Genomic DNA, 23,718 nt, shown 5'->3' with positions numbered 1-23,718 from the left:
CCTATGCCGCTTTCGGCTGTTTTTCATAGAGGAAGTGCAGGATCTGCTGGCGCAGATGGTGATAGCGGCTATCGTCCGCCAGCTGCACGCGATGGCGCGGTCGCGGCAGATTGACGTCGAGGATCTCCCCGACCGTCGCCGCCGGACCGTTGGTCATCATCAGCACCCGGTCGGAAAGCAGCACCGCTTCATCAACGTCATGGGTAATCATGACGATGGTGGTATTCAGCGACTGCTGGATCTGCATCACCGCATCCTGTAAATGCGCCCGCGTCAGGGCATCAAGGGCGCCAAAGGGTTCATCCAGCAGCAGCACTTTCGGTTTCATCGCCAGCGCCCGGGCAATGCCAACGCGCTGCTTCATGCCGCCGGAGATTTCTCCCGGGCGCTTGTGCAGGGCGTGCCCCATCTGTACCCGCTCGAGGTTGTGCTCAATCCACTCTTTGCGCTCGCCTTTGCTCATGCTGCGGCGAAAGACCTGATCCACCGCCAGCGCCACGTTGTCAAAACAGGTCAGCCACGGCAGCAGGGAGTGGTTCTGAAACACCACCGCGCGTTCCGGCCCCGGCCCGGCGATTTCACGGTTGTCGCACAGCAGGCCGCCTTCCGTCGGCAGGGCTATCCCGGCTATCAGATTCAGCAGGGTTGATTTACCGCAGCCGGAGTGGCCGATCAGGCTGATGGTCTCCCCTTCGTAGATGTCGAAGGAGACGTTCTGCAATGCCAGGAATTCGCCGCTGGCGGTGTTAAAACGCTGGCTGACGCCCTGGACCTGAATTAATGGTTTCATCTGCGACTCCCTATTTTTCCTGCCAGCTAAAACGACGGGCGAGCAGCATCAGCCCCTGTTCCAGCAGCAGCCCGACCACGCCGATAATGACGATGGCGATGATGATGTTTTCGACGTTGAGGTTGTTCCACTCGTTCCAGATCCAGAAGCCGATCCCTAAGCCGCCGGTGAGCATTTCGGCGGCGACAATCACCAGCCAGGCGATACCGATGGAGAGACGAACCCCGGTCAGCACCGCGGGCAATACCGCCGGAAAGAGGATCTTGCGCATCACCGTCCACTCCGACAGCTGCAGCACCCGGGCGACGTTGAGGTAATCTTCCGGAATACGCCGCACGCCCTCGGCGGTGTTAATGACCATCGGCCAGATCGAGCAGATAAAAATGGTCCAGCTGGAGGCGGGTTCCGCTTTCTGGAACAGCAGCAGGCCGATGGGCAGCCAGGCCAGCGGGCTGACCGGGCGCAGCAGCGCGATCAGCGGGTTAAACATGCGGGCGAAAAAGAGCGAGCGGCCAATCAGGAAGCCGAGCGGAATTCCCGCCAGCGCGGCAAGGCCAAATCCCACCGCCACCCGCTGCAGTGACGCCAGCACGTTCCAGCCGATGCCCATATCGTTCGGCCCGTCCTGATAAAACGGGTCGGCGAAAAGGGTTAGCGCGGAATCCAGCGTGCTGAGCGGCGTCGGAAAGCCTTTGCTGTTCATCGCCGCCAGCTGCCAGCCCAGCAGCAGCAATCCCAGCCCGAGCAGCGGCGGCAGAAGACGTTGGGTGACATCCCGCAGCCAGCGGCTGAGCGGAGGCGTGGTTTTGCGCACCTGCAGCGGCGGCAGGGTAATGACTTCGCCGGGCGCGCTGTCGGCGCCGGCCTGCGGTTGCGGTTTATATGCGTGTTTCATCTCATGCCCCCTTACGTTGAATCGCGAAACTGCGGGCGTAGCCTTCCGGATCGGTCCCATTCCAGACCTTGCCATCGATCAGCGTGCTGCTGCGCATCGCCTGCGTCGGCGCGCTGATGCCGCCGACCGCCTGCGCGGCCTCTTTCCAGACGTCAATCCGGTTAATGCGCTGGGCCACCGCCAGATAATCCGGCGCCGACTTCAGCAATCCCCAACGGCGGAACTGGGTCAAAAACCACATGCCGTCCGAGAGCCACGGAAAACTCACTTCTCCCCGTTCGTAGAAGCGCATCGGGTGCGCGTCCTGCCAGTGGCGGCCGATACCGTTGTCGTATTCGCCGAGCATGCGCCCGCTGAGGTACTGCTCTTTGGTGTTCAGCCACGCGCGTCTGGCGAGAAGGCGCGCCGTTTCGCGGGTGTTCTCGGCGGATGCGTCAATCCAGCGCTGGGCCTCTATCAGCGCCGCCACCAGCGCGCGCGCGGTGTTGGGATGACGCTCAACCCATTCGCTGCGGGTGCCGAGAATTTTTTCCGGATGCTCCGGCCAGATATCCTGCGAAGTGGCGGCGGTGAAGCCGATACGATCGTTTATCGCGCGCGCGTTCCACGGTTCGCCAACGCAAAAGCCGCTCATATTGCCGATGCGCATGTTCATTACCATCTGCGGCGGCGGCACCACGACGGTGCGAATATCGTCAAAGGGATTAATTCCACCGCTCGCCAGCCAGTAGTAGAGCCACATCGCGTGGGTGCCGGTTGGGAAGGTGTGGGCGAAGGTGTAGCTGCCCGGCGCCTGCTGGTCGATCAGTTTTTTCAGCCCGCCCAGGTCGGTGACGCCCTTCTCCTGCAGCTCGCTGGAGAGCGTTATCGCCTGACCGTTGCGGTTAAGGGTCATCAGATTGGCCATCGCCTGCGGTTTACTGGCGATCCCCAGCTCAAGGCCGTAGAGCATGCCGTACAGAATGTGCGCGGCGTCCAGCTCCCCGGCAACCAGCTTGTCGCGCACCGCCGCCCAGCTGGCCTCCTTGCTCGGGACGAGGGTGATGCCGTACTTTTTATCGAACCCCTTCAGGGAAGCGATGGCTAAGGGGGCGCAGTCGGTCAGCGGAATAAAACCGACCCGCACGGTAGTCTGTTCCGGCTTATCCGACCCTGCCGCCCATGCCGCCTGCATCATGCCGGGGAGCAGCATCGCGCCGCCCAGCGCCGCCCCCGCCTGTAATAAACGCCGCCGTGAAATTGAAAACGTATCGCCCATACCCGCTCCAGAAACGCGCAAAAAAAAAGCGTCCGGCGGTGCTTACGCACCGCTGGACGCCTTTATCCTTAGACATACGTGCCGCCGTTGGCCCGCTGCCCAAAACCTTTATTCACTCGTTTTATTTAATGCAAAGCCAATGCCAGATTTGCGGAGGCCCGGTTCACGCGCGTTGGCTCATTTGCCGGGGGCGTTTGAGGCAAAAACTGCACCGTCGGCTGGCAACATATGCCCACTGATTGTGCATCTACTCCTTAGGTGGTACTTGCCATAGCGACTTCACCGTCAGCAGCGCGCGGGCTATCTCAACCATGCGCTGATTTTTGTCCATCACCATTTTACGCAGCGCCTGCCAGGCCTGCTCCTCCTGCATTCCCTGGTGGGTCATCAGCACGCTTTTGGCTTTTTCAATCAGCTTGCGCTCTTCAAGCGCATCTTTTAACGACGCGAGCTGGGCGGAGAGCTGCTGTAGCTCATGGGCCTGCTGGCGCACCAGCGGCAACAGCTGCTTATCCAGCCGCAGGGCTATACCGTCCTCCTGCCAGTCGGCGGGCGGCACCTGGACCTCCCGATCGTCTCCCTCCAGCAGCGCATCGGCCGCGTTAAGCAGGTCTGCGATCAGCCGCTCTTCCACGCCGCGCAGCTGCTCAAGACGCTGGGTCTGAACGCAAAACCAGCGCAGCGCCGTTTCTCCCTCGTCCGGCGGCGGCTGGCGGGTGCAGGCGACCCGCCGCAGCTGTTCAATTTCCAGGCCGGCCTGGCACTGTTCAACAAACAGAACGGTTTGCGGCGAACTGGCTAAAGCCTGAAAAGTGTCAAAACAGGGCTGCTGGCCGTCAATGCGGTCCACCAGCTGCTGGCGCAGCTCATCGCTGAACAGTCCGCGGGCAAAGCCCAGCGCGCCCAGCGCGCGCTCCTGTCCGACCAGCTCTTTCCCCTGCATAAAGCTGTAAAGCGCGACCATCCGCCCGGCGATTTGCGGATCGTCGATACTGTCGTTGAGCTGCGGAACGATATTCAACAGGTGGCGGATAATGCGGCTAAACTGCCCGGTGGCCTCTTCGGCGGCAATCTCCAGGCCGCGCACGCGTTTACGCAACGCGACAAGCTGCGTCAGATACCACACCGCGCAGGCAATGCGCCAGCAGAGCGCGCTGCTGGCGGCATCGCGGGCAGGTTCCAGCGCCGCATAAAACCGCGTGAGCTGCTCATCAACCAGCGCCGCGCCCGCCCGGCACTCCGCCGCGTATAGTCTGCCGCCCGAGCATAGCCAGATATTTGACGCGCCGCGCTCGCACTGCAGCATATGCACCAGCGCGCTTATCTGGCCTGCCAGCGCCCCCTGCTGCGCCAGCTGGTGCAACTGCCGCTTCTGTAAGCGACGCGCGCGCGCAAACCAGTCGACCACCTCAGGCGTATTACCCGCCACATTATTCATACCCTTCCCCCGGGTTAACGCTTTATACTTCAGCCAAGCAATAACCGTGCCTTATAGAAGGAGTCCTTATGCAACGTATTGTGATTATCGCTAACGGTGCCGCCTACGGCAGCGAATCCCTGTTCAATAGCCTGCGTCTGGCTATCGCCCTGCGCGAGCAGCAGTCTGACCTCGAACTGAAATTATTTTTAATGTCTGATGCGGTGACCGCCGGCCTGCGCGGACAGAAGCCAGCGGAAGGCTACAACATTCAGCAGATGCTGGAGATCCTCACCGCGCAAAACGTGCCGGTGAAGCTGTGTAAAACCTGCGCTGACGGCCGGGGGATCGGCGCGCTGCCGCTGATTGATGGCGTGGAGATTGGCACCCTCGTCGAGCTGGCGCAGTGGACGCTGGCGGCGGATAAAGTCCTGACCTTCTAAAAATCCGCCATTGAACGGGATTAAATATTAAGCTGGCGGCGTTTGTTAACCGAAAACAATGTCAGCTGAATGCTTTCAGGCACAACGTCATTTTTGTTTAATCTTTATTCCTTTTTTTGATCAAAATCAGCATCTGCCCCCCTCCCCTTTGGTGTTATGCACAGAGCAAAGTGTGAACAATATCACGCGGGTTAATGGGCTGGCAGGATGCTGTAGACAGAAACGGGGTCGAGATTAAATGGCAATGGTAAAAGCAAGTTTAACGTTGTTTGGCGGTGATACGTTGGTGGTGCGTTGTTCCGAACGCTGCCACATTCACCTGATGAGCGCCAAAGTGCCTGGCGATAGTCATGCGGATATTCTGAGTGTGCAGGACAGAGATAGCGCGTATCTGACCGTGCCTTACAGCGGCACCTGGAACGTTCTCATCGACAGCCACAGCCAGTCGCTGGAGCACTCCATCAGCTACGTTCCCGCCTGATAGCAAACGCCCGGGGAAACCCGGGCGATATACTCTTAAGCCAGCCCGGGCTGGCTGCTTTCCCCCAGCAGATGACGCACCTTGCCGACTAAATCGTCGAGGCAGGCATCGTACATCCCGAGTTTCCGCAGCTCCTGATCGAGCGAGAACAGATACTGAGCGTTGGTGCCAAGCGGGCCGCTGGCGCGCGCTATCAGCGGCGCAATCACCTGCGCGCTGGTGTCCGCCTCAAACAGCGGATGACGCGGGTCCATAATAAAAACTAATGCATTGACGGTGCGGCCATCGTCCAGAACCAGCTTACACCAGGTCGGCAGGTAGCAGCCGGTGATCATCTCCCGCTTCCACAGCAGGGTCAGCTCTTCTTCGAGAGTGTCATCAGGCAGGCGGTAGGCAACGCCGGTGGTGCGCCCGCCCTCTTTCAACGCCAGCATTCGACCCGGCTGAGTGGCGCTACCGCGTCCGGCGGTGAGCCGCAGGCAAAACGCGCGGTGCCAGCCCGGTAGCGTACCGGTACAGGACTCGCGATACTCCAGCGCCGGATTCCACATCAGCGAACCGTAGCCAAAGATCCACACCGAGCCATCGTCCGGACGACAGGCCAGGGTCGCCGCCAAAGAGGCTGCCCGCTGCTCTGCCGACCAAAGAAGCGATTCCTCAATAGCGCCAAACGCCGTTTTACAATCCGCATTCAGTAAGAAATCACGCGTTAACACTTTCTACTACCTCCGCCACTGCCCGCTTCCCGGCGATTATCTGGTGCCATCCGTGAAGTATTGCCGAATTATTATCCAGCTTTATTTGACAATAAGCAATGAACGAGCCGCGGGCAAGGGCTCAGGCAGCACATGAGGTAGCAAAAGCGATTACTTCTTCTTATGCCACTTATCATCATCGCCTTTTTGGTACTCATTTTTCACCGCCGCCCAGGCGACTTTGTGCGCCGTCTCTTCACGGCTGGCGTCATCGCGTCGGTCTTCTTTATGCTTATACTGGTCCCAGGCGCTGTTAAAGGCCTCTTTGTAAATCTCCTGGGCATGCGCAGGCAGAACGTGCTGAACGCTGTCGGGTAATTCACTTTTGTTGCTATAGGGCATGGCGACCTCCAGATTTAGGGTGAATAGTCAGTCTGTCAGGCGATTTACCGGCTGGCAAGGCGATGGATAAATGAGAAAGATGTTTTAGTAATTATCTGAATAATAAATACAAAACGATAGTAACCGCAGTTTATGGCAATCTACCACTTTTCCATGGTCAGAGTGGTAAATTTAAGTAAAAAAACAAAGTAGTTCGATCAATGTCTGTTATTTTATTAACTTACAGTATCTATAATTATAACACCTGCACATCTGGAGATAATTCATGACCGATGCACATGAGGCGGTGAAAACCCGCCACAAGGAGACCACCCTCGCCTTTCCGGTTCTGGCGCTGGCGGTGCTGTTTTTCTGGGGAAGCAGCCAGTCACTGCCAGTGGTCGTTGCCATTAATATCCTGGCGCTGGTCGGGATTCTGAGCAGCGCGTTCAGCGTTGTTCGCCACGCCGACGTTCTGGCGCACCGCCTTGGCGAACCCTATGGTTCGTTAATTTTAAGCCTTTCAGTAGTTATTCTCGAAGTCAGCCTGATTTCCGCATTAATGGCCACCGGCGACGCCGCGCCGACCCTGATGCGAGATACGCTTTATTCAATCATCATGATTGTTACCGGCGGGCTGGTAGGTTTTTCTTTATTGTTGGGCGGGCGCAAATTCGCCACCCAGTATATGAATCTGTTCGGCCTTAAACAGTACCTCATCGCCCTCTTTCCGCTGGCGATCATCGTCCTGGTCTTTCCCATGGCGCTGCCCGGGGCTAATTTCACCACCGGCCAGGCGCTGCTGGTTGCGCTGATCTCCGCCGCCATGTACGGCGTGTTCCTGCTGATTCAAACGAAAACGCACCAGAGCCTGTTTGTTTACGAACACGAGGATGACGGCGACGACGATGATCCGCATCACGGCAAACCGTCGGCCCATAGCAGTAAGTGGCACACCGCCTGGCTGCTGATACACCTGGTTGCGGTTATCGCCGTGACTAAAATGAACGCCAATCCGCTGGAGACGCTGCTGACCAGCATGAATGCCCCCGTCGCCTTTACCGGCTTCCTGGTCGCGCTGCTGATCCTCTCTCCGGAAGGCCTTGGCGCGCTGAAAGCGGTCCTGAACAATCAGGTCCAGCGGGCGATGAACCTGTTCTTCGGCTCCGTGCTGGCCACCATTTCCCTGACGGTGCCGGTGGTGACGCTTATCGCCTTCCTCACCGGCAACGAACTGCGCTTTGGCCTTGGCGCGCCGGAAATGGTGGTGATGGTCGCCTCGCTGCTGCTGTGCCAGATATCGTTCTCTACCGGGCGTACCAACGTGCTGAACGGCGCGGCGCACCTGGCGCTGTTCGCCGCCTACCTGATGACCATTTTTGCCTGAACCTTCCCCGGCGGCGTCCGCCTGTCGGGGAGATAAAAAAAGCCTGCCGGTTTTGCAACGGGCAGGCTTTTGTCATTTCAGCGACGGTTACTTGCTGGTATCGAGCTCATCGAAGCCTTTAACCAGATCGTCGATGGCTTTCATCTGCTTGAGGAACGGCTCCAGTTTATCCAGCGGCAGCGCGGACGGACCGTCGCATTTCGCGTGCTCCGGATCCGGATGCGCTTCAATAAACAGGCCGGCGATACCCACCGCCATCCCGGCGCGCGCCAGTTCGGCAACCTGCGCGCGGCGTCCGCCGGAGGCCGCGCCAAACGGGTCGCGGCACTGCAGAGCGTGAGTAACGTCGAAGATAACCGGTGAGTTATTGGAGGCTTTCTTCATCACGCCAAAGCCCAGCATGTCGACGACCAGGTTATCGTAGCCGAAGTTCGCGCCGCGATCGCAAAGGATCACTTTGTCGTTGCCGCCTTCGATAAACTTATCGACGATATTGCCCATCTGGCCCGGGCTCACGAACTGCGGTTTTTTCACGTTGATCACCGCGCCGGTTTTCGCCATCGCTTCAACCAGATCGGTCTGACGGGCGAGGAACGCAGGCAGCTGAATAACGTCCACCACGTCAGCGACCGGCTGAGCCTGGCTGGCTTCGTGAACGTCGGTGATGATTTTCACGCCGAACGTTTGTTTCAGCTCCTGGAAAATCTTCATCCCTTCTTCCAGCCCCGGCCCGCGATAGGAGTGGATGGAAGAACGGTTAGCTTTATCAAAAGAGGCTTTAAACACATAAGGAATGCCCAGCTTCTGCGTGACGGTCACGTAGTGTTCGCAGATACGCATCGCCAGATCGCGGGATTCCAGCACGTTCATGCCACCAAACAGCACGAATGGCAGGTCGTTTGCTACGTTGATATCACCAATGCTAACCACTTTTTGTTTCATAAGTTCGCCTTATCAGGGTGTAACCGGAATGGTTTCAGACTAATGCAATGTAATTTGTTTGTGCGAAATGGTGTTGATCTGCGCGCGGATCATCTCGCTGATGGGATCCTCCGGGCACTGTTCAACGAAGTAACTGAGGTCCTGCAGCGCCACGTGATCGCAATCCAGCTGGGCGTATATCAGTCCCCGGTCGCGAATTTCGTACGGGTCTTCCGGATTGAACTGCAGCAGCGCTTCGCTGGTCCGTAACGCCAGCTCCATCTGCCGCTCTTCCATCAGCGCCGATTTGAGCGTGTCGAGCAGCTTGCGGATCACTTCCGCGTTGTCGGCTTCATCGAGGTCTTCGTTAAACAGCTCGGCGACCGGACTAATATTGCCCTTCAGCCACACTTCCAGCGTATGCTCGTTAAGCGTTTCGCCGTTAAATGGATTAATGAGCCACATCTCTTCGCTCTCTTCAGGGTCGGCGCGCAGCAGCATCTGGGTCGGAAAAATCACCGGCACCACCGGCAGCGCCAGACGCTGAGCAATCCACAGCAGGATTGCGCCTAGCGATACCGCGCTAACCTGACGATTGTTCAGGACTTTATCAAGCCAGAGCACGTCGGACAGGCGGTAAACGCCGCGCGAATCGCTAAAGCCCCAGTCATGATAGAAAAGCTCCAGCAGACGTTCTATCTGGCGCTCCTGGTCCCACGAAGCGGCAATCTCCTCACGCGCCAGGCCCAGCAGCCGCTCCAGCTCATCCTGCACATAGTGCGTCGGAAAATCGTCGCGGATTAATTCAGAAATGAGGACCATGCCGTCGCATAACGGCGCTTTATTAAATTCGAAATCAGCTAACGACCTCATGCCTTACCCCAGTAACGGTGTTCTTGTGATGGCGAGTTGAATAATGATAAACAACACCACCAGGGCCAGCAGAAAGGCGACAAACCGGCTCTGCTGACTGCGCTGGCGACGACGGCCCAGCGCGATAAATCCCAATGCGATATAAATGATAACGCCAAACAGCTTCTCAGTCAGCCATGTACCCTCTTCGGTAAACGGCAGATAGTGCGTTATTGCCATTAGTCCGGCGCCGCTGAGAAACAGCAGCGTATCGCTACAGTGCGGCGCGATACGAACCCAGCGCTGGTCGAGCAGACGGTTTCCGCTCCAGCTCCACCAGTAGCGCAGCACGAACAGGCTCACCGAAACCACCACGCAGGCGATATGCAGATACAGTACCGCGTTAAACAGATTCATACGCCTCCCTGATATTGCCCGAGCGTCAGACGCTCGTTGTCTCCGTAGTCGCGACAGGTGGCAATATTGCCATAACCCGCCGCGCGAAAGATTGCGCGCACCGCTTCCCCCTGCGTCCAGCCGTGTTCCAGCAGCATCACGCCGCCGGCAGCCAGATAGCGGCGGCCTTCGCGGATGATATGCGCCAGATCGGCCAGACCGCCATCGGCGGCGACCAGCGCCGTTTTCGGCTCAAAGCGCACATCGCCCTGCGCAAGATGCGGGTCGGTTTCATCGATATAGGGCGGATTGCTGACGATGATGTCGAACTGCTGCCCGGCGAGCGCGCTAAACCAGTGGCTTTGCAGTATCCTGACGTTAGGGATAGCGAGATGTTCAGCGTTACGCGCCGCCAGCGCCACCGCGTCGGGCATTACGTCAACGGCGGTGACGTGGCAATCGGGGCGTTCGCTGGCCAGCGCCAGAGCGATGGCCCCGGTGCCGGTGCCGAGATCGAGAATGCGGCACGGCTTGTCGGATAACCGCGCCAGCGTCTGTTCAACCAGGCATTCGGTATCCGGACGCGGGATCAGCGTGGCGGGAGAAACGAACAGCGGCAGCGACCAGAATTCGCGCTGGCCCACCAGATGAGCCACCGGCTCGCCCAGGGCGCGACGGCTGAGCAGCGTTTCCAGCTCGGCGGCCTGCGCCGCCGTCAGCGCCGTTTCGCCAAAGGCGAGAATATAGGTCCGCGCCCTGCCGGTCACGTGACCCAGCAGGATTTCGCCATCCCGGCGCGGGCTTTCACTTTGGCTCAGGCGGACGATGGCCTGCGTCAGCCACTGCTGAAAAGTCATCATTCCTGCTCGGAAAGGGCGGCCAGCTGATCGGCCTGATATTCCTGAACGATCGGCTCAATCAGCATATCCAGCTTGCCTTCCATCGCTTCGTCCAGACGGTAAAGCGTCAGGTTGATGCGGTGATCGGTCACGCGGCCCTGCGGAAAGTTATAGGTGCGGTTACGATCGCTGCGATCGCCGCTGCCCAGCAGGTTACGGCGCTCTGAGGCTTCCGCCTGCTGGCGCCTTGAAACTTCCGCGGCGCGAATACGCGCGCCAAGCACCGACAGCGCTTTGGCTTTGTTTTTGTGCTGAGAACGTTCGTCCTGACACTCGACGACGATGCCGGTCGGCAGGTGGGTAATACGGATCGCCGAGTCGGTGGTGTTAACGTGCTGACCGCCCGCGCCGGAGGAGCGGAAGGTATCGATGCGCAGATCGCTCGGGTTGATATCCGGCATTTCGGCTTCCGGCAGCTCCGGCATGACCGCCACGGTGCAGGCGGAGGTATGGATACGCCCCTGGGATTCGGTAGCCGGCACGCGCTGTACGCGATGGCCGCCGGATTCGAACTTCAGTCGCCCATAGACGCCGTCGCCGCTGATTTTGGCAATCACTTCTTTAAAGCCGCCGTGCTCGCCTTCGTTGGCGCTCATGATTTCCACGCGCCAGCGGCGTGATTCCGCGTAACGGCTGTACATACGGAACAGATCGCCCGCGAACAGCGCCGCTTCATCGCCACCGGTACCGGCGCGAACTTCAACAAACGCGTTACGCTCATCGTCCGGGTCTTTTGGCAGCAGCAGAACCTGCAGCTGCTGCTCCATCTGCTCACCCTTTTCTTTCGCTTCGCGCAGCTCTTCCTGCGCCATTTCGCGCATTTCCGGGTCGTCGAGCATCATCTGCGCGGCTTCGATATCATCCTGCAGCTGACGCCAGTCGGTGTAGCAGCGGGCGACGTCGCTCAGCTGTGCGTATTCGCGCGACAATGCGCGAAATTTATCCTGATCGGCGATGGTTGCGGCATCGCCGAGTAGCGCCTGAACTTCCTCATGGCGTTCGTAAAGGGCTTCCAGTTTGGCAACAATAGAAGGCTTCATAGGCGTGAATTCACCCTGTCCTAAAAAAGAGAGAAAGGTGCGCTATTCCAGCCCGAGGCTGTTGCGCAGAATATGCAGGCGTTCATCATCCCCGTCACGGGCGGCCTGCTGAAGAGATTTGGTTGGCGAGTGGATCAGGCGGTTAGTCAGCTTACGCGCCAGATCCTGCATGATTTCCTGCGCATCGCCGCCCTGATTGAGCGCAGCCAGCGCTTTTGCCGTCAGCTCCTCGCGGACCTGTTCGGCCTGGGAGCGATATTCGCGGATAGTCTCGCTGGCGCTCTGAGCGCGCAGCCAGGCCATAAATTCGCTGGCTTCCTGCTCGACAATGGTTTCCGCCTGCACCGCCGCGGCTTTACGCTGCGCCAGATTGTGCTGAATGATGTTTTGCAGATCGTCCACGCTGTAGAGATAGGCGTTCGCCAGCTTGCCAACCTCCGGTTCGACATCGCGCGGAACGGCGATATCCACCAGCAGCATCGGCTGATTGCGGCGCGCCTTCAGCGCGCGCTCCACCATCCCTTTGCCAATAATCGGCAGCGGGCTGGCGGTAGAACTAATAATGATATCCGCTTCTTTTAGCCGTTCGTCGATGTCGCTCAGGGCGATCACCTCCGCGCCGACTTCATCGGCCAGCGCCTGAGCGCGCTCGCGGGTGCGGTTAGCAATCACCATCTTGCGCACCTTATGCTCGCGCAGATGGCGGGCCACCAGCTCGATAGTCTCACCGGCGCCAACCAGCAGCACGGTCACGCTGGAGAGTGATTCGAAGATTTGTCGCGCCAGGGTACAGGCGGCAAACGCCACGGAGACCGCGCTGGCGCCGATATCGGTTTCGGTACGCACGCGTTTGGCCACCGAGAACGACTTCTGGAACATGCGCTCCAGCTCGCTAACGTTCAGGTGACCACGGCTGGAGTCGGCAAAGGCTTTTTTCACCTGCCCGAGGATCTGCGGCTCGCCCAGCACCAGTGAATCCAGGCCGCTGGCGACGCGCATCAGATGGCTAACCGCCTCGTTGTCCTGATGCCAGTAGAGGCTTTTGCGCAGGTCGTCTTCATTTAAACCGTGGTAGTCGCACAGCCAGCGGATAAGCACTTCCTGAAGGTTATCCTGCTCTTCGACGCTGAGATAGAGTTCCGTGCGGTTACAGGTCGACAGCACCACCCCGCCCTGCACCATTGGCTGGGCCAGCAAGCTCTCCAGCGCCTGATCGAGCGTATCCGGCGAAAACGTTACGCGTTCTCGCAGCGCTACAGGAGCTGTTTTGTGGTTAATGCCAAGAGCTAAAAGCGTCATTGTGAGGGAGTAGTACCAGCGTTGCTAAGGTTAGTCTGCAGGCATCATACAGGATGCGCGTAATCAATAAAAGAGAGGCTCCCCTTTTGGAGTAATAGCTAATCTGTAATAGCCATTAACGGTAATTTTTTGATTTCAGACAACTTGAACGTAGACGCTACCGTCCGGCAACGCTAGCATTAATGGTTATAATTGTAACCCGCTACACAAATCGGCCGCCTGTTTCTCCCATTCGCCGCATTTCACTGTAGACATCAAGGATTTGTCATCATTATGAATCGACTGTTCCGCCTGTTGCCGCTGGCAAGCCTCGTTCTGACCGCCTGTGCGATTAATGCTCCGAAAGGGCCGGGTAAAAGCCCGGATTCTCCACAGTGGCGTCAGCACCAGCAAGATGTCCGCAATCTTAATCAGTTCCAGACGCGCGGCGCTTTTGCTTATCTTTCTGATGAGCAAAAAGTCTATGCCCGCTTCTTCTGGCAGCAAACCGGCCAGGACCGCTACCGCCTGCTGCTGACTAACCCCCTCGGCAGCACCGAGCTGTCGTTAACCGCCCAGCCGGGCAGCGTGCAGCTGATTGACAATAAAGGCCAGACCTACACGGCGACCGACGCCGAAGAGATGATTGGCCGCCTGACCGGCATGCCGATTCCGCTTAACAGCCTGCGCCAGTGGATTATTGGCCTGCCGGGCGAGGCCACCGACTACTCGCTTGACGACCAGTACCGCCTGCGCGAGCTGAACTACACGCAAAACGGCAAAACCTGGCACGTCACCTACGGCGGCTACACCTCGGACACCAAACCTTCGCTACCGGCCAATATGGAGCTTAACGACGGCAGTCAGCGCATCAAGCTGAAAATGGATAACTGGATTGTGAAATGATGACCCGCTGGCCTTCTCCCGCAAAGCTGAATCTGTTTTTGTATATTACCGGGCAGCGCGCCGACGGTTACCACACCCTGCAGACGCTGTTTCAGTTTCTGGATTATGGCGACACGCTGACGATTGAACCGCGCGACGATGGCCAGCTGCGTCTGCTGACGCCGGTTGACGGCGTGCCGGATGAAGAGAACCTGATTATTCGCGCGGCCAGGCTTTTAATGCAGGCCGCAGCCCAGGCCGGGAAGCTTCCTGCGGGCAGCGGCGCCGATATCAGCATCGACAAGGTTCTTCCGATGGGCGGCGGCCTCGGCGGCGGTTCGTCCAACGCCGCGACCGTACTGGTGGCGCTGAATCACTTATGGGGCTGCCATCTCTCGGAAGATGAGCTGGCGGCGTTGGGTCTGCAGCTGGGCGCCGACGTGCCGGTGTTCGTGCGCGGCCATGCGGCCTTTGCCGAAGGCGTCGGGGAAATTCTCACCCCGGCCGAACCAGAGGAAAAATGGTATCTGGTGGCCCATCCGGGAGTGAGCATTCCCACGCCGATCATTTTTCGCGATCCGGAACTCCCGCGCAATACCCCGTCAAGGTCAATTAATACGTTATTAAAATGTAAATTCGGCAATGATTGCGAGGTTATCGCAAGAAAACGTTTTCGTGAGGTTGATGCAGCGCTTTCCTGGCTGTTAGAATATGCGCCGTCGCGCCTGACTGGCACCGGTGCATGTGTGTTTGCTGAATTTGACACTGAATCCGCCGCTCGTCAGGTGCTTGAAAAAGCCCCGGCATGGCTGCATGGCTTCGTAGCGCGAGGTGTTAATATCTCTCCGCTCAAGCAGGCGCTGCGCTAAGTTCTGCTCATTATAGCAAATTTGGTGAAAACGCCGGGGAAACTGAGTTACGGTGACAACGTCACCCTGTTCCAGACGTTGCATCGGGCTCTTTAAATACACCGCCTGGATGAAATCGTGCCCACCCGCACCGTTTTTGGCCCATTTCATCCACCACTGGACGCATGCCTGAGGTTCTTCTCGTGCCTGATATGAAGCTTTTTGCTGGTAACGCCACCCCGGAACTAGCACAACGTATTGCCAACCGCCTGTACACTTCTCTTGGCGACGCCGCTGTAGGTCGTTTTAGCGACGGCGAAGTCAGCGTACAAATCAATGAAAACGTACGCGGTGGTGATATTTTCATCATCCAGTCCACTTGTGCTCCCACCAACGACAACCTGATGGAATTGGTTGTTATGGTTGATGCTCTGCGTCGTGCTTCGGCAGGTCGTATCACCGCTGTTATCCCCTACTTCGGTTATGCTCGCCAGGACCGTCGTGTTCGTTCTGCTCGTGTGCCTATCACCGCGAAAGTGGTTGCTGACTTCCTGTCCAGCGTCGGCGTTGACCGCGTTCTGACCGTTGACCTGCACGCAGAACAAATTCAGGGCTTCTTTGACGTTCCGGTGGATAACGTATTCGGCAGCCCGATCCTGCTGGAAGATATGCTGCAGCTGAACCTGGATAACCCTATCGTGGTTTCTCCGGACATCGGCGGCGTGGTTCGCGCTCGCGCTATCGCCAAGCTGCTGAACGATACCGATATGGCTATCATCGACAAACGCCGTCCGCGCGCTAACGTTTCTCAGGTGATGCACATCATCGGTGACGTCGCCGGCCGTGACTGCGTAATGGTTGACGATATGATCGATACCGGCGGTACCCTGTGTAAAGCTGCGGAAGCGCTGAAAGAGCGCGGCGCGAAACGCGTATTCGCCTACGCCACGCACCCGATCTTCTCCGGCAACGCCATCCAGAACATCAAAAACTCTGTGATTGACGAATTCGTCGTCTGCGATACCATTCCGCTGACGCCGGAAATCAAAGCGCTGGAAAAGGTACGTACTCTGACGCTGTCTGGTATGCTGGCCGAAGCGATTCGTCGTATCAGCAACGAAGAATCTATCTCTGCTATGTTCGAACATTAATCGAGCCCGGCTCAAAAACCCGCTGCGGCGGGTTTTTTTGTCTCTGAACCTTTTATTCTCCACAAAATCATTCGGCATGCGTCAAGGCGGCAAGTGAATGAATCTCCGGCAGCGTACAGGCAGTACGAGACCGGGATAAATGAACGCAGCCAACACAGAGGCATCCCGAAGGATGACGTGGAAATGACCGATGCCTCCTTCACCTGCCATTTAGTTGACAGATGATGCGCTCATGGATGAAACATTATTGTGAACAGATTATTTTCCTCACATGTGATGCCTTTCCGCGCCCTCATCGACGCTTGTTGGAAAGAAAAATATACCGCTTCGCGGTTTACTCGTGATGTGATTGCCGGAATTACCGTCGGGATTATCGCTATCCCGCTGGCGATGGCGCTGGCAATTGGCAGCGGGGTGGCGCCGCAGTACGGTCTCTATACCTCCGCGGTGGCGGGGATCGTGATTGCGTTAACCGGCGGCTCGCGCTTCAGCGTGTCCGGTCCAACCGCCGCTTTTGTGGTGATTCTCTACCCGGTCTCGCAGCAGTTCGGGCTCGCCGGGCTGCTGGTCGCCACCTTGATGTCGGGGATCTTCCTGATTCTTTTCGGCCTGGCGCGCTTTGGCCGCCTGATTGAGTATATTCCGCTATCGGTCACCCTCGGCTTCACCTCCGGGATCGGTATCACCATCGGTACCATGCAAATTAAAGATTTTCTCGGTCTGCAGATGGCCCACGTGCCTGAACATTATCTGCAGAAAGTCGGCGCGCTGGCGATGGCGCTGCCGACCATTAACCCCGGCGATGCCGCCATCGGCGTTGTCACGCTAGGCACGCTGATTATCTGGCCGCGTCTGGGGATTCGTCTGCCGGGCCACCTGCCGGCCCTGCTGGCGGGCTGCGCGGTGATGGGCGTGGTCAACCTGCTTGGCGGGCACGTCGCCACCATCGGCTCTCAGTTCCACTATATTCTCGCCGACGGCAGCCAGGGCAACGGTATTCCGCAGCTGCTGCCGCAGCTGGTGCTGCCGTGGGATATGCCCGGTTCAGACTTCACCCTCAGCTGGTCCTCACTGCAGGCGCTGCTGCCGGCGGCGTTTTCCATGGCCATGCTCGGGGCGATTGAGTCCCTGCTGTGCGCCGTGGTGCTGGACGGCATGACCGGCACCAAACACAAGGCCAATAGCGAGCTGATTGGCCAGGGGCTCGGCAATATCGTCGCGCCGTTCTTCGGCGGCATTACCGCCACCGCCGCTATCGCCCGCTCGGCGGCCAACGTTCGCGCCGGGGCGACCTCGCCGGTTTCCGCCGTGATCCACGCGCTGCTGGTGATCATGGCGCTGCTGGTGCTTGCCCCTCTGCTCTCCTGGCTGCCGCTTTCCGCGATGGCGGCGCTGCTGCTGATGGTGGCATGGAATATGAGCGAAGCGCACAAGGTCGTTAACCTGCTGCGCTATGCGCCAAAAGACGACATTATCGTCATGCTGATGTGTATGTCGCTGACCGTCCTGTTTGATATGGTCATCGCTATTAGCGTCGGTATTGTGCTGGCTTCCCTGCTGTTTATGCGCCGGATCGCGCGGATGACCCGCCTCGCACCGGTCAACGTCGAGGTTCCCGATGACGTACTGGTGCTGCGCGTCATTGGTCCGCTGTTTTTCGCCGCCGCGGAAGGGTTGTTTACCGATCTGGAAACGCGGATTGCTGGCAAGCGTATCGTCGTGCTGAAGTGGGATGCGGTGCCGGTGCTGGATGCCGGCGGGCTGGATGCCTTCCAGCGCTTCGTGAATAAGCTGCCGGAAGGCTGTGAGCTACGCGTGTCGAACCTGGAATTTCAGCCGCTGCGTACCTTGGCGCGGGCAGGCGTTAAGCCGATTCCGGGCCGCCTGAGCTTCTACCCGGACCGCAGCGCCGCGCTGGCGGATATTTAATTACCCGGCGGCAGGCCCCGGCGCCTGCCGCATCATTACGCCAATCGCCTGCTGAAGCCAGCCAAGCACCTCCGGCGTCATCCACGTTCCCTTCATCAAATGCGGCTCCCGCTCCATGGCATAACGAAACTTCTGCTGCGTGTGCGGATCCTTTCCCGCGTAAGACTGGAATAGCGCCAGCCAGCGCTGCGCCAGCTGCTGACCTTCCGCGGAGGCAGGCTCCCGCTTCTCACGACAGGCCCGATGCAGCTCGGCCACCAGCGCCGGCCACTCCATCAGGCGATCGAAATAGTGCTGCCGGGTAAAGGCCAGCTCCTCGGCGTTCAGATAGCGCGCCCAGATGGCCAGCTTGCTTTCGGCAAAAGCACGGGTAATGAAATCAATCATCTCCGGCGTCACCCCGGTTTGCTCGCGCATCTGCGGTTCGGCGGCGTGCATCTCATTCAGGCGAGTCAGAAACTCCGGCCTGCCGGCGGTATCCTGCTCCAGCTGCGCCATCCAGCGGGTGGCCAGCGCAATCGCCCGAGGCTCATCGGCCGGACAGCGTTCGCCCATAAGCTGCTGCGCTTCACCCACCAGCTCCAGCCATATCTGGTTACGCTGCGCATCCTGTTCTGCGAACGGCAGCACCTGTAATTCCTGTTGACTAAACCAGCGATCGTACATTTTCATCAGCTCCAGCGTTTGTAGCCAGGACTCCAGGTCGGGCTCGTCTCCGCTGTCCAGCTCTTCACGCAGCAGCGCCAGGCGCTGGCGCAGCGTGGAGAGGGTTTGCAGCTGCCGGTCGAGGGTGGCGATCTGCTTGACCAACAGGTCGGACAGCGAGAAGGCGTCCCGGTCGAGATAGTCCTTGATAGTGGCGAGTTCCAGCCCGGCCTGCGCCAGCGCTTTGATCATATGCAGTCGCTGAACGGCCGCCAGATTATAGAGCCGGTAACCCGCCGCGCTTCTGGCCGAAGGCGCCAGCAGTCCCGTTTGTTCATAGTGATGTAGCGTGCGGACGGTTATGCCGGCGCGCTTCGCCAGTTCACCCACCTGAATTAACATGACTGCTCCTTTCGTTTACCAGTGGCGCCACTCTGCTGCCTGACGTGACGTCAGGGTCAAGCGTTCTGTACAGGAATTGTATTAGGCAGGCGGTGCCGAAGAAAGACGAAGAGAGAAAGGAGGATTTGAGACACCAACAGGCGGGCAGCCTGAACGGGCGGCATGAAAACGCACCAGCCGTTCACAACGGCTGGCGGTCTGGAATTCACTCAGCTGTGGCGATGCTGATCGCGGCGGCAGCGTTTATCGTAGTGGCGAACCCACCAGTATCTGTCGCTAACCTGTTCATGACCGCCGATACGGGCGCCAGCCAGCCACAGTACCGCGCCGACAAAGATACTCAAGATCGCGCCGTGTGCGAAAAACTGCGGCAGGTCAAGCTGCGGAAGCTGGTTTAAAATAGAATAACCAACGCCGACAACCATGACGACCAACCCCAACCCCATCAGCACATTACCGAGTAACGAAGCGTTTCTGCGTTTCATATGTCACCTCCGGAACCTTGGGTTGCATGGGAATATCCCCAAATCTTATAGGTGTAGTATAGACAATGGCCAATATAGCGATTGCGTGGACGATCACAGAAGCGAACATCTTGCCAACAAAAGTTTACAAATAACCCACTGAACAACATCAAATTCTAATTATTCAAACCCGTGATTATCTGTGGCAGGTGCGTTTCGCTGGCAGAATTTTGTCAACCGCGCGCGCAGACAGTACACTACGCGCCAGAGAACGATCCAAGCAGGATAAAAAAGTGAGCATAAAATTAATTGTCGGCCTGGCGAACCCCGGCGCTGAATACGCGGCGACGCGACATAACGCCGGCGCCTGGTACGTGGATTTACTGGCTGAACGCCACCGCGCGCCGCTGCGCGAAGAGAGCAAATTCTTCGGCTACACCTCGCGGATTAACCTTGCCGGCGAGGATGTCCGCCTGCTGGTGCCGACCACCTTTATGAACCTGAGCGGCAAAGCCGTCGGCGCGATGGCGACCTTCTTTCGCATCAACCCGGACGAAATCCTGGTCGCCCACGATGAGCTCGACTTACCGCCAGGCGTGGCTAAGTTCAAGCTGGGCGGCGGCCACGGCGGCCATAATGGCCTGAAAGACATCATCAGCAAGCTGGGCAATAACCCGAACTTTCACCGCTTACGCGTGGGAATCGGCCATCCGGGCGATAAAAATAAAGTTGTCGGTTTTGTGCTGGGCAAGCCCCCCGCCAGTGAACAGAAGCTGATTGATGAGGCCGTTGACGAAGCGGTACGCTGCACCGAGGTGTGGCTGAAGGATGGCCTGACCAAGGCGACCAACCGTTTACACGCTTTTAAAGCGCAATAACCGGTCGGCGTGCGGAATTTTTGTCACGCACCGTGTATAATAGGCGAAGCTATTTACTTTTCTGCAATCTGTTCACTGTAACAGGTTGATTATCCAAAGATTAAGGTGATTTAAATCATGGGATTCAAATGCGGTATCGTCGGTTTGCCCAACGTCGGCAAATCCACCCTGTTCAATGCGCTCACTAAAGCGGGTATTGAAGCGGCCAACTTCCCCTTCTGTACCATTGAGCCGAACACCGGTGTCGTGCCGATGCCCGATCCGCGTCTGGACAAACTGGCTGAAATCGTCAAACCACAGCGTATTCTGCCGACCACGATGGAATTCGTTGATATCGCAGGCCTCGTTAAAGGCGCGTCGAAAGGTGAAGGCCTGGGCAACCAGTTCCTGACCAACATCCGCGAAACCGAAGCTATCGGTCACGTAGTGCGCTGCTTCGAAAACGACAACATCATCCACGTTAACAATAAAGTGGATCCGGCTGACGATATTGACGTTATCAACACCGAGCTGGCGCTCTCCGACCTGGACACCTGCGAGCGCGCTATCCACCGCGTGCAGAAGAAAGCCAAAGGCGGCGATAAAGACGCGAAAGCCGAGCTGGCGGCGCTGGAAAAATGCCTGCCGCACCTTGAGAACGCCGGCATGCTGCGTTCGCTGAAGAACCTGACTGAAGAAGACAAAGCGGCGATTAAATACCTGAGCTTCCTGACCCTGAAGCCGACCATGTATATCGCCAACGTCAACGAAGACGGCTTTGAGAACAACCCTTATCTCGATAAAGTTCGCGAAATTGCCGCCGCCGAAGGTTCTGTGGTGGTCGCCGTTTGCGCCGCCGTTGAGTCCGATATCGCCGAGCTGGACGATGCCGACCGCGATGAGTTTATGGCCGAGCTGGGTCTCGAAGAGCCGGGCCTGAACCGCGTTATCCGCGCCGGCTACGAGCTGCTGAACCTGCAGACCTACTTTACCGCAGGGGTGAAGGAAGTGCGCGCCTGGACTATCCCCGTCGGCGCCACTGCCCCGCAGGCCGCGGGTAAAATCCACACCGACTTTGAAAAAGGCTTTATCCGCGCGCAGACCATCGCCTATGAAGACTTTATTACCTATAAAGGCGAACAGGGTGCCAAAGAAGCCGGGAAAATGCGCGCTGAAGGTAAAGACTACATCGTGAAAGATGGCGATGTGATGAACTTCCTGTTCAACGTCTAAGCATTTCTTCGCCGTGATGCCCTCCACAAAATCCACGCGCTCGCGTGGATTTTTTATTGCCCGCAGTTCCCGTCAGTTCTGACCCGCCGCCAGCGAATATTTCTTTATTTTGCGATACAGCGTGGCGATGCCGATGCCCAGCTCATCCGCCGCCTGCTTTTTATTACTGTAGCGAGAGAGCGCATCGCGGATCATCTGCCGCTCCATCTCCTCCAGCGCCGTCACGTTCTCCTCCTGAGTGAGTGTCGCTGACGCTGAAGCCGACGACGTCGCCTGGCTCGCCGCTTCACCGCTGCTTAACAGATTCGGCGGCAGCAGCGACATATCGATGATTTCTCCCGACGGCACCACGTTAACCAGGTACTCCATCAGGTTGCTGAGTTCACGAATATTGCCCGGCCAGCGATAGCGCTTAAGGAAATCGATCACGTCCTGCGCGACGCCGGGATAAACCAGATTGAGACGACCGGTATGCAGATGCAGGAAATAGTGAATCAGCAGCTCAATGTCCTCCTGACGTTCGCGCAGCGGCGGCAGGCGCAGCGGAATCACGTTCAGACGATAGTAGAGATCTTCGCGGAACTTCCCTTCCGCGATGTACTGTTCCAGGTTTTGATTGGTCGCGGATATGATACGAATATCGACCTGAACCGGATGGCTGGCGCCCACCGGCTGAATCTCACGTGACTCAATGGCCCGCAGCAGCTTGGCCTGCAGAGTGAGCGGCATATCGCCAATTTCGTCAAGAAACAGCGTCCCGCTATTGGCCGCCTGAATCAGGCCGGTCTTACCGTTTGCCGATGCGCCGGTAAACGCCCCCTTCACGTAGCCAAACAGTTCGCTTTCTAACAGCTGCTCGGGTATCGCGGCGCAGTTAATCGCGATAAAGGGCTTCGCGTGGCGATCGCTGAGCTTGTGGATAGCGCGGGCAACCACCTCTTTCCCGGTCCCGCTTTCACCGGCAATCATTACGCTGGAGGGGCTCGGGGCCACGCGGCTGATCAGCTTTTTAAGCTGCCGCATAGGTCGACACTCTCCCACCATCGCCTCAATCTGCGGCCCTTCCTGCCCGCAGCTGAAATCGGCCGAAGAGTGCGACTGATGGAACGCCATTAAAAATAACCACTGATCCTGCACCGCGTGCAGCTGGCCGATAATGAGCTCCTTGCGATCGTCAAAGGAGATAATGTGCTGCATATGGCCGTGCTTGAAATTATCTTCGAAGGTCAACGGCTGAAACTGGATTGACTTACCAATCACCTGTCCCTGAGTGACGCTCATTATTTTCAAAGCGGCCTGGTTGGCAAATTTGACTCTTTGATCGTTGCCCACGACCAGTACGCCCTGATCCATATTTTCGATCATGGTTAAAAATATTTTATGGATATTGTCGCCGACCGCCCGCTCCTGCAAAAATCGGGAAACGAATATGGTTGAGACATGACGAACATAATCAGAAAACTCCTGGATATTCGCATTTATACGTTCCTGCTGCTCGCGCGTCAGCGCAACCAGGCTAATAACGCCGACGCAGCGGTCGTGATACATCACCGGCGTGCCAAGAAAGGCTTTCTCTTCGCATTTCTCCTTATTGTTACAGTCTTTACACAGGGGGTCGAAGCGGGAGTGGGTAACGACCTTCTCGGTCTGTGTTTCAATAATGTAACGCAGAAGCCGTGAATTTGAATTTAATTTATAGCCAATCTGTTTACTATAAGCGCCAGTTCCGGCGACCCGGTATAATTCGTTATCAACAATCTCGACCTCCAGCTGCAGCACGCTGGATAACATCCTTGCAAACTTTTGAATTGTAGGCTGAATCTGCATTAAAATGGAGGGTGCTTTGGACGGTATCATGTCTATCGGCCTTCTATTATTGCTCACCTGTTCGGCGTCAAGCGAAGCGGCTTTATTTATCTGCGGGGAATGATACCACTCCTTTTAGCCACCCGCGTTGATATAGATAGGGCCAATTCCCCCACCTTATCTTAAATATGCAAGAGCTATCACAGTTTCTTATCATTATGATAAATTTGCAGCGGTTTTTATCATATTGGCGCAATGTGAAGATGATAATCGCATTATTTACGGCGGCAACCCGCGCCTGTCCCGCTGAAATGGACGGCGGGGGAAAAATTTCACCTTTCTCTTCCCGGGATAACTCGCCTGAA

The 23,718-nt window shown here is 57.6% G+C and carries 24 protein-coding genes; 9 read left to right on the top strand and 15 right to left on the bottom strand.

The window, feature by feature from the left end; translation table 11 throughout:
- Position 1: 1 nt before the first annotated feature.
- From MKleb_RS10785 to nasR, 4 genes are all read right to left on the bottom strand, one after another.
- Entirely contained in the window at positions 2–790 is a 789-nt protein-coding gene (locus MKleb_RS10785; protein WP_014838761.1) for an ABC transporter ATP-binding protein, read from the bottom strand.
- Positions 791–800: 10 nt separating this feature from the next.
- Positions 801–1,685: a nitrate ABC transporter permease gene (ntrB, locus tag MKleb_RS10780; RefSeq protein WP_014229752.1), complete on the bottom strand. Its 885-nt coding sequence runs from the start codon at positions 1,683–1,685 to the stop codon at positions 801–803.
- A gap of 1 nt (position 1,686) precedes the next feature.
- Entirely contained in the window at positions 1,687–2,943 is a 1,257-nt protein-coding gene (locus MKleb_RS10775; RefSeq protein WP_217076648.1) for a CmpA/NrtA family ABC transporter substrate-binding protein, read from the bottom strand.
- 247 nt (positions 2,944–3,190) lie between these two features.
- The gene (gene nasR, locus MKleb_RS10770; protein WP_217076647.1) at positions 3,191–4,381 is read right to left on the bottom strand and encodes a nitrate regulatory protein NasR; all 1,191 of its coding nucleotides are present in this window, start codon (positions 4,379–4,381) and stop codon (positions 3,191–3,193) included.
- Between the two features lie 68 nt (positions 4,382–4,449).
- Here nasR and MKleb_RS10765 point away from each other — a divergent pair, with 68 nt between their 5' ends.
- Both MKleb_RS10765 and MKleb_RS10760 read left to right on the top strand, forming a co-directional pair.
- A complete protein-coding gene (locus MKleb_RS10765; protein WP_014229754.1) occupies positions 4,450–4,803 on the top strand; it encodes a DsrE/DsrF/TusD sulfur relay family protein in 354 nt (117 codons plus the stop codon).
- A gap of 238 nt (positions 4,804–5,041) precedes the next feature.
- Positions 5,042–5,284, top strand: coding sequence for a DUF1883 domain-containing protein (locus MKleb_RS10760; RefSeq protein WP_002910387.1), 243 nt, complete (start codon positions 5,042–5,044; stop codon positions 5,282–5,284).
- Positions 5,285–5,319: 35 nt separating this feature from the next.
- On the opposite strand, the gene MKleb_RS10755 is transcribed toward MKleb_RS10760, so the two are convergent.
- A complete protein-coding gene (locus tag MKleb_RS10755) occupies positions 5,320–6,000 on the bottom strand; it encodes a gamma-glutamylcyclotransferase (RefSeq protein ID WP_217076645.1) in 681 nt (226 codons plus the stop codon).
- A 150-nt stretch (positions 6,001–6,150) separates the two neighbouring features.
- A complete protein-coding gene (chaB, locus tag MKleb_RS10750) occupies positions 6,151–6,381 on the bottom strand; it encodes a putative cation transport regulator ChaB (RefSeq protein WP_009651994.1) in 231 nt (76 codons plus the stop codon).
- A 265-nt stretch (positions 6,382–6,646) separates the two neighbouring features.
- On the opposite strand from chaB, the gene chaA reads away from it, so the two are divergent.
- Positions 6,647–7,747: a sodium-potassium/proton antiporter ChaA gene (gene chaA / locus MKleb_RS10745; protein ID WP_025108454.1), complete on the top strand. Its 1,101-nt coding sequence runs from the start codon at positions 6,647–6,649 to the stop codon at positions 7,745–7,747.
- An 87-nt stretch (positions 7,748–7,834) separates the two neighbouring features.
- On the opposite strand, the gene kdsA is transcribed toward chaA, so the two are convergent.
- The 6 genes from kdsA to hemA are packed head-to-tail and all read right to left on the bottom strand — an operon-like array spanning position 7,835 to position 13,154.
- Positions 7,835–8,689 carry a 3-deoxy-8-phosphooctulonate synthase gene (gene kdsA / locus MKleb_RS10740; protein WP_004851877.1) on the bottom strand — a complete coding sequence of 285 codons (855 nt, stop codon included), beginning with the start codon at positions 8,687–8,689 and terminating at the stop codon, positions 7,835–7,837.
- Between the two features lie 39 nt (positions 8,690–8,728).
- Positions 8,729–9,541 (bottom strand): invasion regulator SirB1, encoded by an 813-nt coding sequence (gene sirB1 / locus MKleb_RS10735; RefSeq protein ID WP_217076644.1) that lies wholly within the window; start codon positions 9,539–9,541, stop codon positions 8,729–8,731.
- Between the two features lie 3 nt (positions 9,542–9,544).
- Positions 9,545–9,937, bottom strand: coding sequence for an invasion regulator SirB2 (gene sirB2 / locus MKleb_RS10730; RefSeq protein ID WP_004851880.1), 393 nt, complete (start codon positions 9,935–9,937; stop codon positions 9,545–9,547).
- Entirely contained in the window at positions 9,934–10,773 is an 840-nt protein-coding gene (gene prmC, locus MKleb_RS10725) for a peptide chain release factor N(5)-glutamine methyltransferase (RefSeq protein ID WP_048262509.1), read from the bottom strand. Before prmC ends, sirB2 begins: the two co-directional genes overlap by 4 nt.
- Positions 10,773–11,855 carry a peptide chain release factor 1 gene (prfA, locus tag MKleb_RS10720; protein WP_004851884.1) on the bottom strand — a complete coding sequence of 361 codons (1,083 nt, stop codon included), beginning with the start codon at positions 11,853–11,855 and terminating at the stop codon, positions 10,773–10,775. Before prfA ends, prmC begins: the two co-directional genes overlap by 1 nt.
- Positions 11,856–11,897: 42 nt before the next feature.
- Positions 11,898–13,154: a glutamyl-tRNA reductase gene (gene hemA, locus MKleb_RS10715; protein WP_004851885.1), complete on the bottom strand. Its 1,257-nt coding sequence runs from the start codon at positions 13,152–13,154 to the stop codon at positions 11,898–11,900.
- 273 nt (positions 13,155–13,427) lie between these two features.
- Here hemA and lolB point away from each other — a divergent pair, with 273 nt between their 5' ends.
- From lolB to dauA, 4 genes are all read left to right on the top strand, one after another.
- The gene (gene lolB, locus MKleb_RS10710) at positions 13,428–14,039 is read left to right on the top strand and encodes a lipoprotein insertase outer membrane protein LolB (RefSeq protein WP_004851888.1); all 612 of its coding nucleotides are present in this window, start codon (positions 13,428–13,430) and stop codon (positions 14,037–14,039) included.
- A complete protein-coding gene (ispE, locus tag MKleb_RS10705; protein WP_009651969.1) occupies positions 14,039–14,887 on the top strand; it encodes a 4-(cytidine 5'-diphospho)-2-C-methyl-D-erythritol kinase in 849 nt (282 codons plus the stop codon). Before lolB ends, ispE begins: the two co-directional genes overlap by 1 nt.
- A gap of 182 nt (positions 14,888–15,069) precedes the next feature.
- The gene (prs, locus tag MKleb_RS10700; RefSeq protein ID WP_004103157.1) at positions 15,070–16,017 is read left to right on the top strand and encodes a ribose-phosphate diphosphokinase; all 948 of its coding nucleotides are present in this window, start codon (positions 15,070–15,072) and stop codon (positions 16,015–16,017) included.
- A 249-nt stretch (positions 16,018–16,266) separates the two neighbouring features.
- On the top strand, positions 16,267–17,946 hold the full coding sequence (gene dauA / locus MKleb_RS10695; protein ID WP_014229756.1) for a C4-dicarboxylic acid transporter DauA: 1,680 nt from the start codon (positions 16,267–16,269) through the stop codon (positions 17,944–17,946).
- Here dauA and MKleb_RS10690 read toward each other — a convergent pair whose 3' ends face one another.
- Positions 17,947–18,993, bottom strand: a complete 1,047-nt coding sequence (locus MKleb_RS10690) for a MerR family transcriptional regulator (RefSeq protein ID WP_064392644.1) — start codon at positions 18,991–18,993, stop codon at positions 17,947–17,949.
- Positions 18,994–19,202: 209 nt separating this feature from the next.
- Positions 19,203–19,478, bottom strand: coding sequence for a stress-induced protein YchH (ychH, locus tag MKleb_RS10685; RefSeq protein WP_004103160.1), 276 nt, complete (start codon positions 19,476–19,478; stop codon positions 19,203–19,205).
- Between the two features lie 272 nt (positions 19,479–19,750).
- Between ychH and pth the strand changes: the two genes are divergently transcribed.
- On the top strand, positions 19,751–20,335 hold the full coding sequence (pth, locus tag MKleb_RS10680; RefSeq protein WP_032749932.1) for an aminoacyl-tRNA hydrolase: 585 nt from the start codon (positions 19,751–19,753) through the stop codon (positions 20,333–20,335).
- A gap of 117 nt (positions 20,336–20,452) precedes the next feature.
- On the top strand, positions 20,453–21,547 hold the full coding sequence (ychF, locus tag MKleb_RS10675; RefSeq protein ID WP_004851898.1) for a redox-regulated ATPase YchF: 1,095 nt from the start codon (positions 20,453–20,455) through the stop codon (positions 21,545–21,547).
- Positions 21,548–21,619: 72 nt separating this feature from the next.
- On the opposite strand, the gene MKleb_RS10670 is transcribed toward ychF, so the two are convergent.
- A complete protein-coding gene (locus MKleb_RS10670; RefSeq protein ID WP_048262522.1) occupies positions 21,620–23,404 on the bottom strand; it encodes a sigma-54 interaction domain-containing protein in 1,785 nt (594 codons plus the stop codon).
- Positions 23,405–23,718 lie beyond the last annotated feature (314 nt).

This window comes from Klebsiella sp. PL-2018 (genome assembly GCF_019048985.1).
GTDB lineage: Bacteria > Pseudomonadota > Gammaproteobacteria > Enterobacterales > Enterobacteriaceae > Klebsiella > Klebsiella michiganensis.
Note: the sequence above shows the minus strand (reverse complement) of the source record. Positions and strands in the feature narration are given on the sequence as shown.

What these genes read in the sequence shown, in the direction of transcription:
- chaA (WP_025108454.1), top strand. Translation starts at nt 6,647, where the DNA reads ATGACCGATGCACATGAGGCGGTGAAAACCCGCCACAAGGAGACCACC.
- MKleb_RS10690 (WP_064392644.1), bottom strand. Translation starts at nt 18,993, where the DNA reads ATGTTAATTCAGGTGGGTGAACTGGCGAAGCGCGCCGGCATAACCGTC.
- nasR (WP_217076647.1), bottom strand. Translation starts at nt 4,381, where the DNA reads ATGAATAATGTGGCGGGTAATACGCCTGAGGTGGTCGACTGGTTTGCG.
- ispE (WP_009651969.1), top strand. Translation starts at nt 14,039, where the DNA reads ATGACCCGCTGGCCTTCTCCCGCAAAGCTGAATCTGTTTTTGTATATT.
- MKleb_RS10760 (WP_002910387.1), top strand. Translation starts at nt 5,042, where the DNA reads ATGGCAATGGTAAAAGCAAGTTTAACGTTGTTTGGCGGTGATACGTTG.
- sirB1 (WP_217076644.1), bottom strand. Translation starts at nt 9,541, where the DNA reads ATGAGGTCGTTAGCTGATTTCGAATTTAATAAAGCGCCGTTATGCGAC.
- lolB (WP_004851888.1), top strand. Translation starts at nt 13,428, where the DNA reads ATGAATCGACTGTTCCGCCTGTTGCCGCTGGCAAGCCTCGTTCTGACC.
- ntrB (WP_014229752.1), bottom strand. Translation starts at nt 1,685, where the DNA reads ATGAAACACGCATATAAACCGCAACCGCAGGCCGGCGCCGACAGCGCG.
- chaB (WP_009651994.1), bottom strand. Translation starts at nt 6,381, where the DNA reads ATGCCCTATAGCAACAAAAGTGAATTACCCGACAGCGTTCAGCACGTT.
- hemA (WP_004851885.1), bottom strand. Translation starts at nt 13,154, where the DNA reads ATGACGCTTTTAGCTCTTGGCATTAACCACAAAACAGCTCCTGTAGCG.
- MKleb_RS10670 (WP_048262522.1), bottom strand. Translation starts at nt 23,404, where the DNA reads ATGATACCGTCCAAAGCACCCTCCATTTTAATGCAGATTCAGCCTACA.
- MKleb_RS10785 (WP_014838761.1), bottom strand. Translation starts at nt 790, where the DNA reads ATGAAACCATTAATTCAGGTCCAGGGCGTCAGCCAGCGTTTTAACACC.
- MKleb_RS10765 (WP_014229754.1), top strand. Translation starts at nt 4,450, where the DNA reads ATGCAACGTATTGTGATTATCGCTAACGGTGCCGCCTACGGCAGCGAA.
- MKleb_RS10775 (WP_217076648.1), bottom strand. Translation starts at nt 2,943, where the DNA reads ATGGGCGATACGTTTTCAATTTCACGGCGGCGTTTATTACAGGCGGGG.
- prfA (WP_004851884.1), bottom strand. Translation starts at nt 11,855, where the DNA reads ATGAAGCCTTCTATTGTTGCCAAACTGGAAGCCCTTTACGAACGCCAT.
- prmC (WP_048262509.1), bottom strand. Translation starts at nt 10,773, where the DNA reads ATGACTTTTCAGCAGTGGCTGACGCAGGCCATCGTCCGCCTGAGCCAA.
- ychH (WP_004103160.1), bottom strand. Translation starts at nt 19,478, where the DNA reads ATGAAACGCAGAAACGCTTCGTTACTCGGTAATGTGCTGATGGGGTTG.
- kdsA (WP_004851877.1), bottom strand. Translation starts at nt 8,689, where the DNA reads ATGAAACAAAAAGTGGTTAGCATTGGTGATATCAACGTAGCAAACGAC.
- ychF (WP_004851898.1), top strand. Translation starts at nt 20,453, where the DNA reads ATGGGATTCAAATGCGGTATCGTCGGTTTGCCCAACGTCGGCAAATCC.
- sirB2 (WP_004851880.1), bottom strand. Translation starts at nt 9,937, where the DNA reads ATGAATCTGTTTAACGCGGTACTGTATCTGCATATCGCCTGCGTGGTG.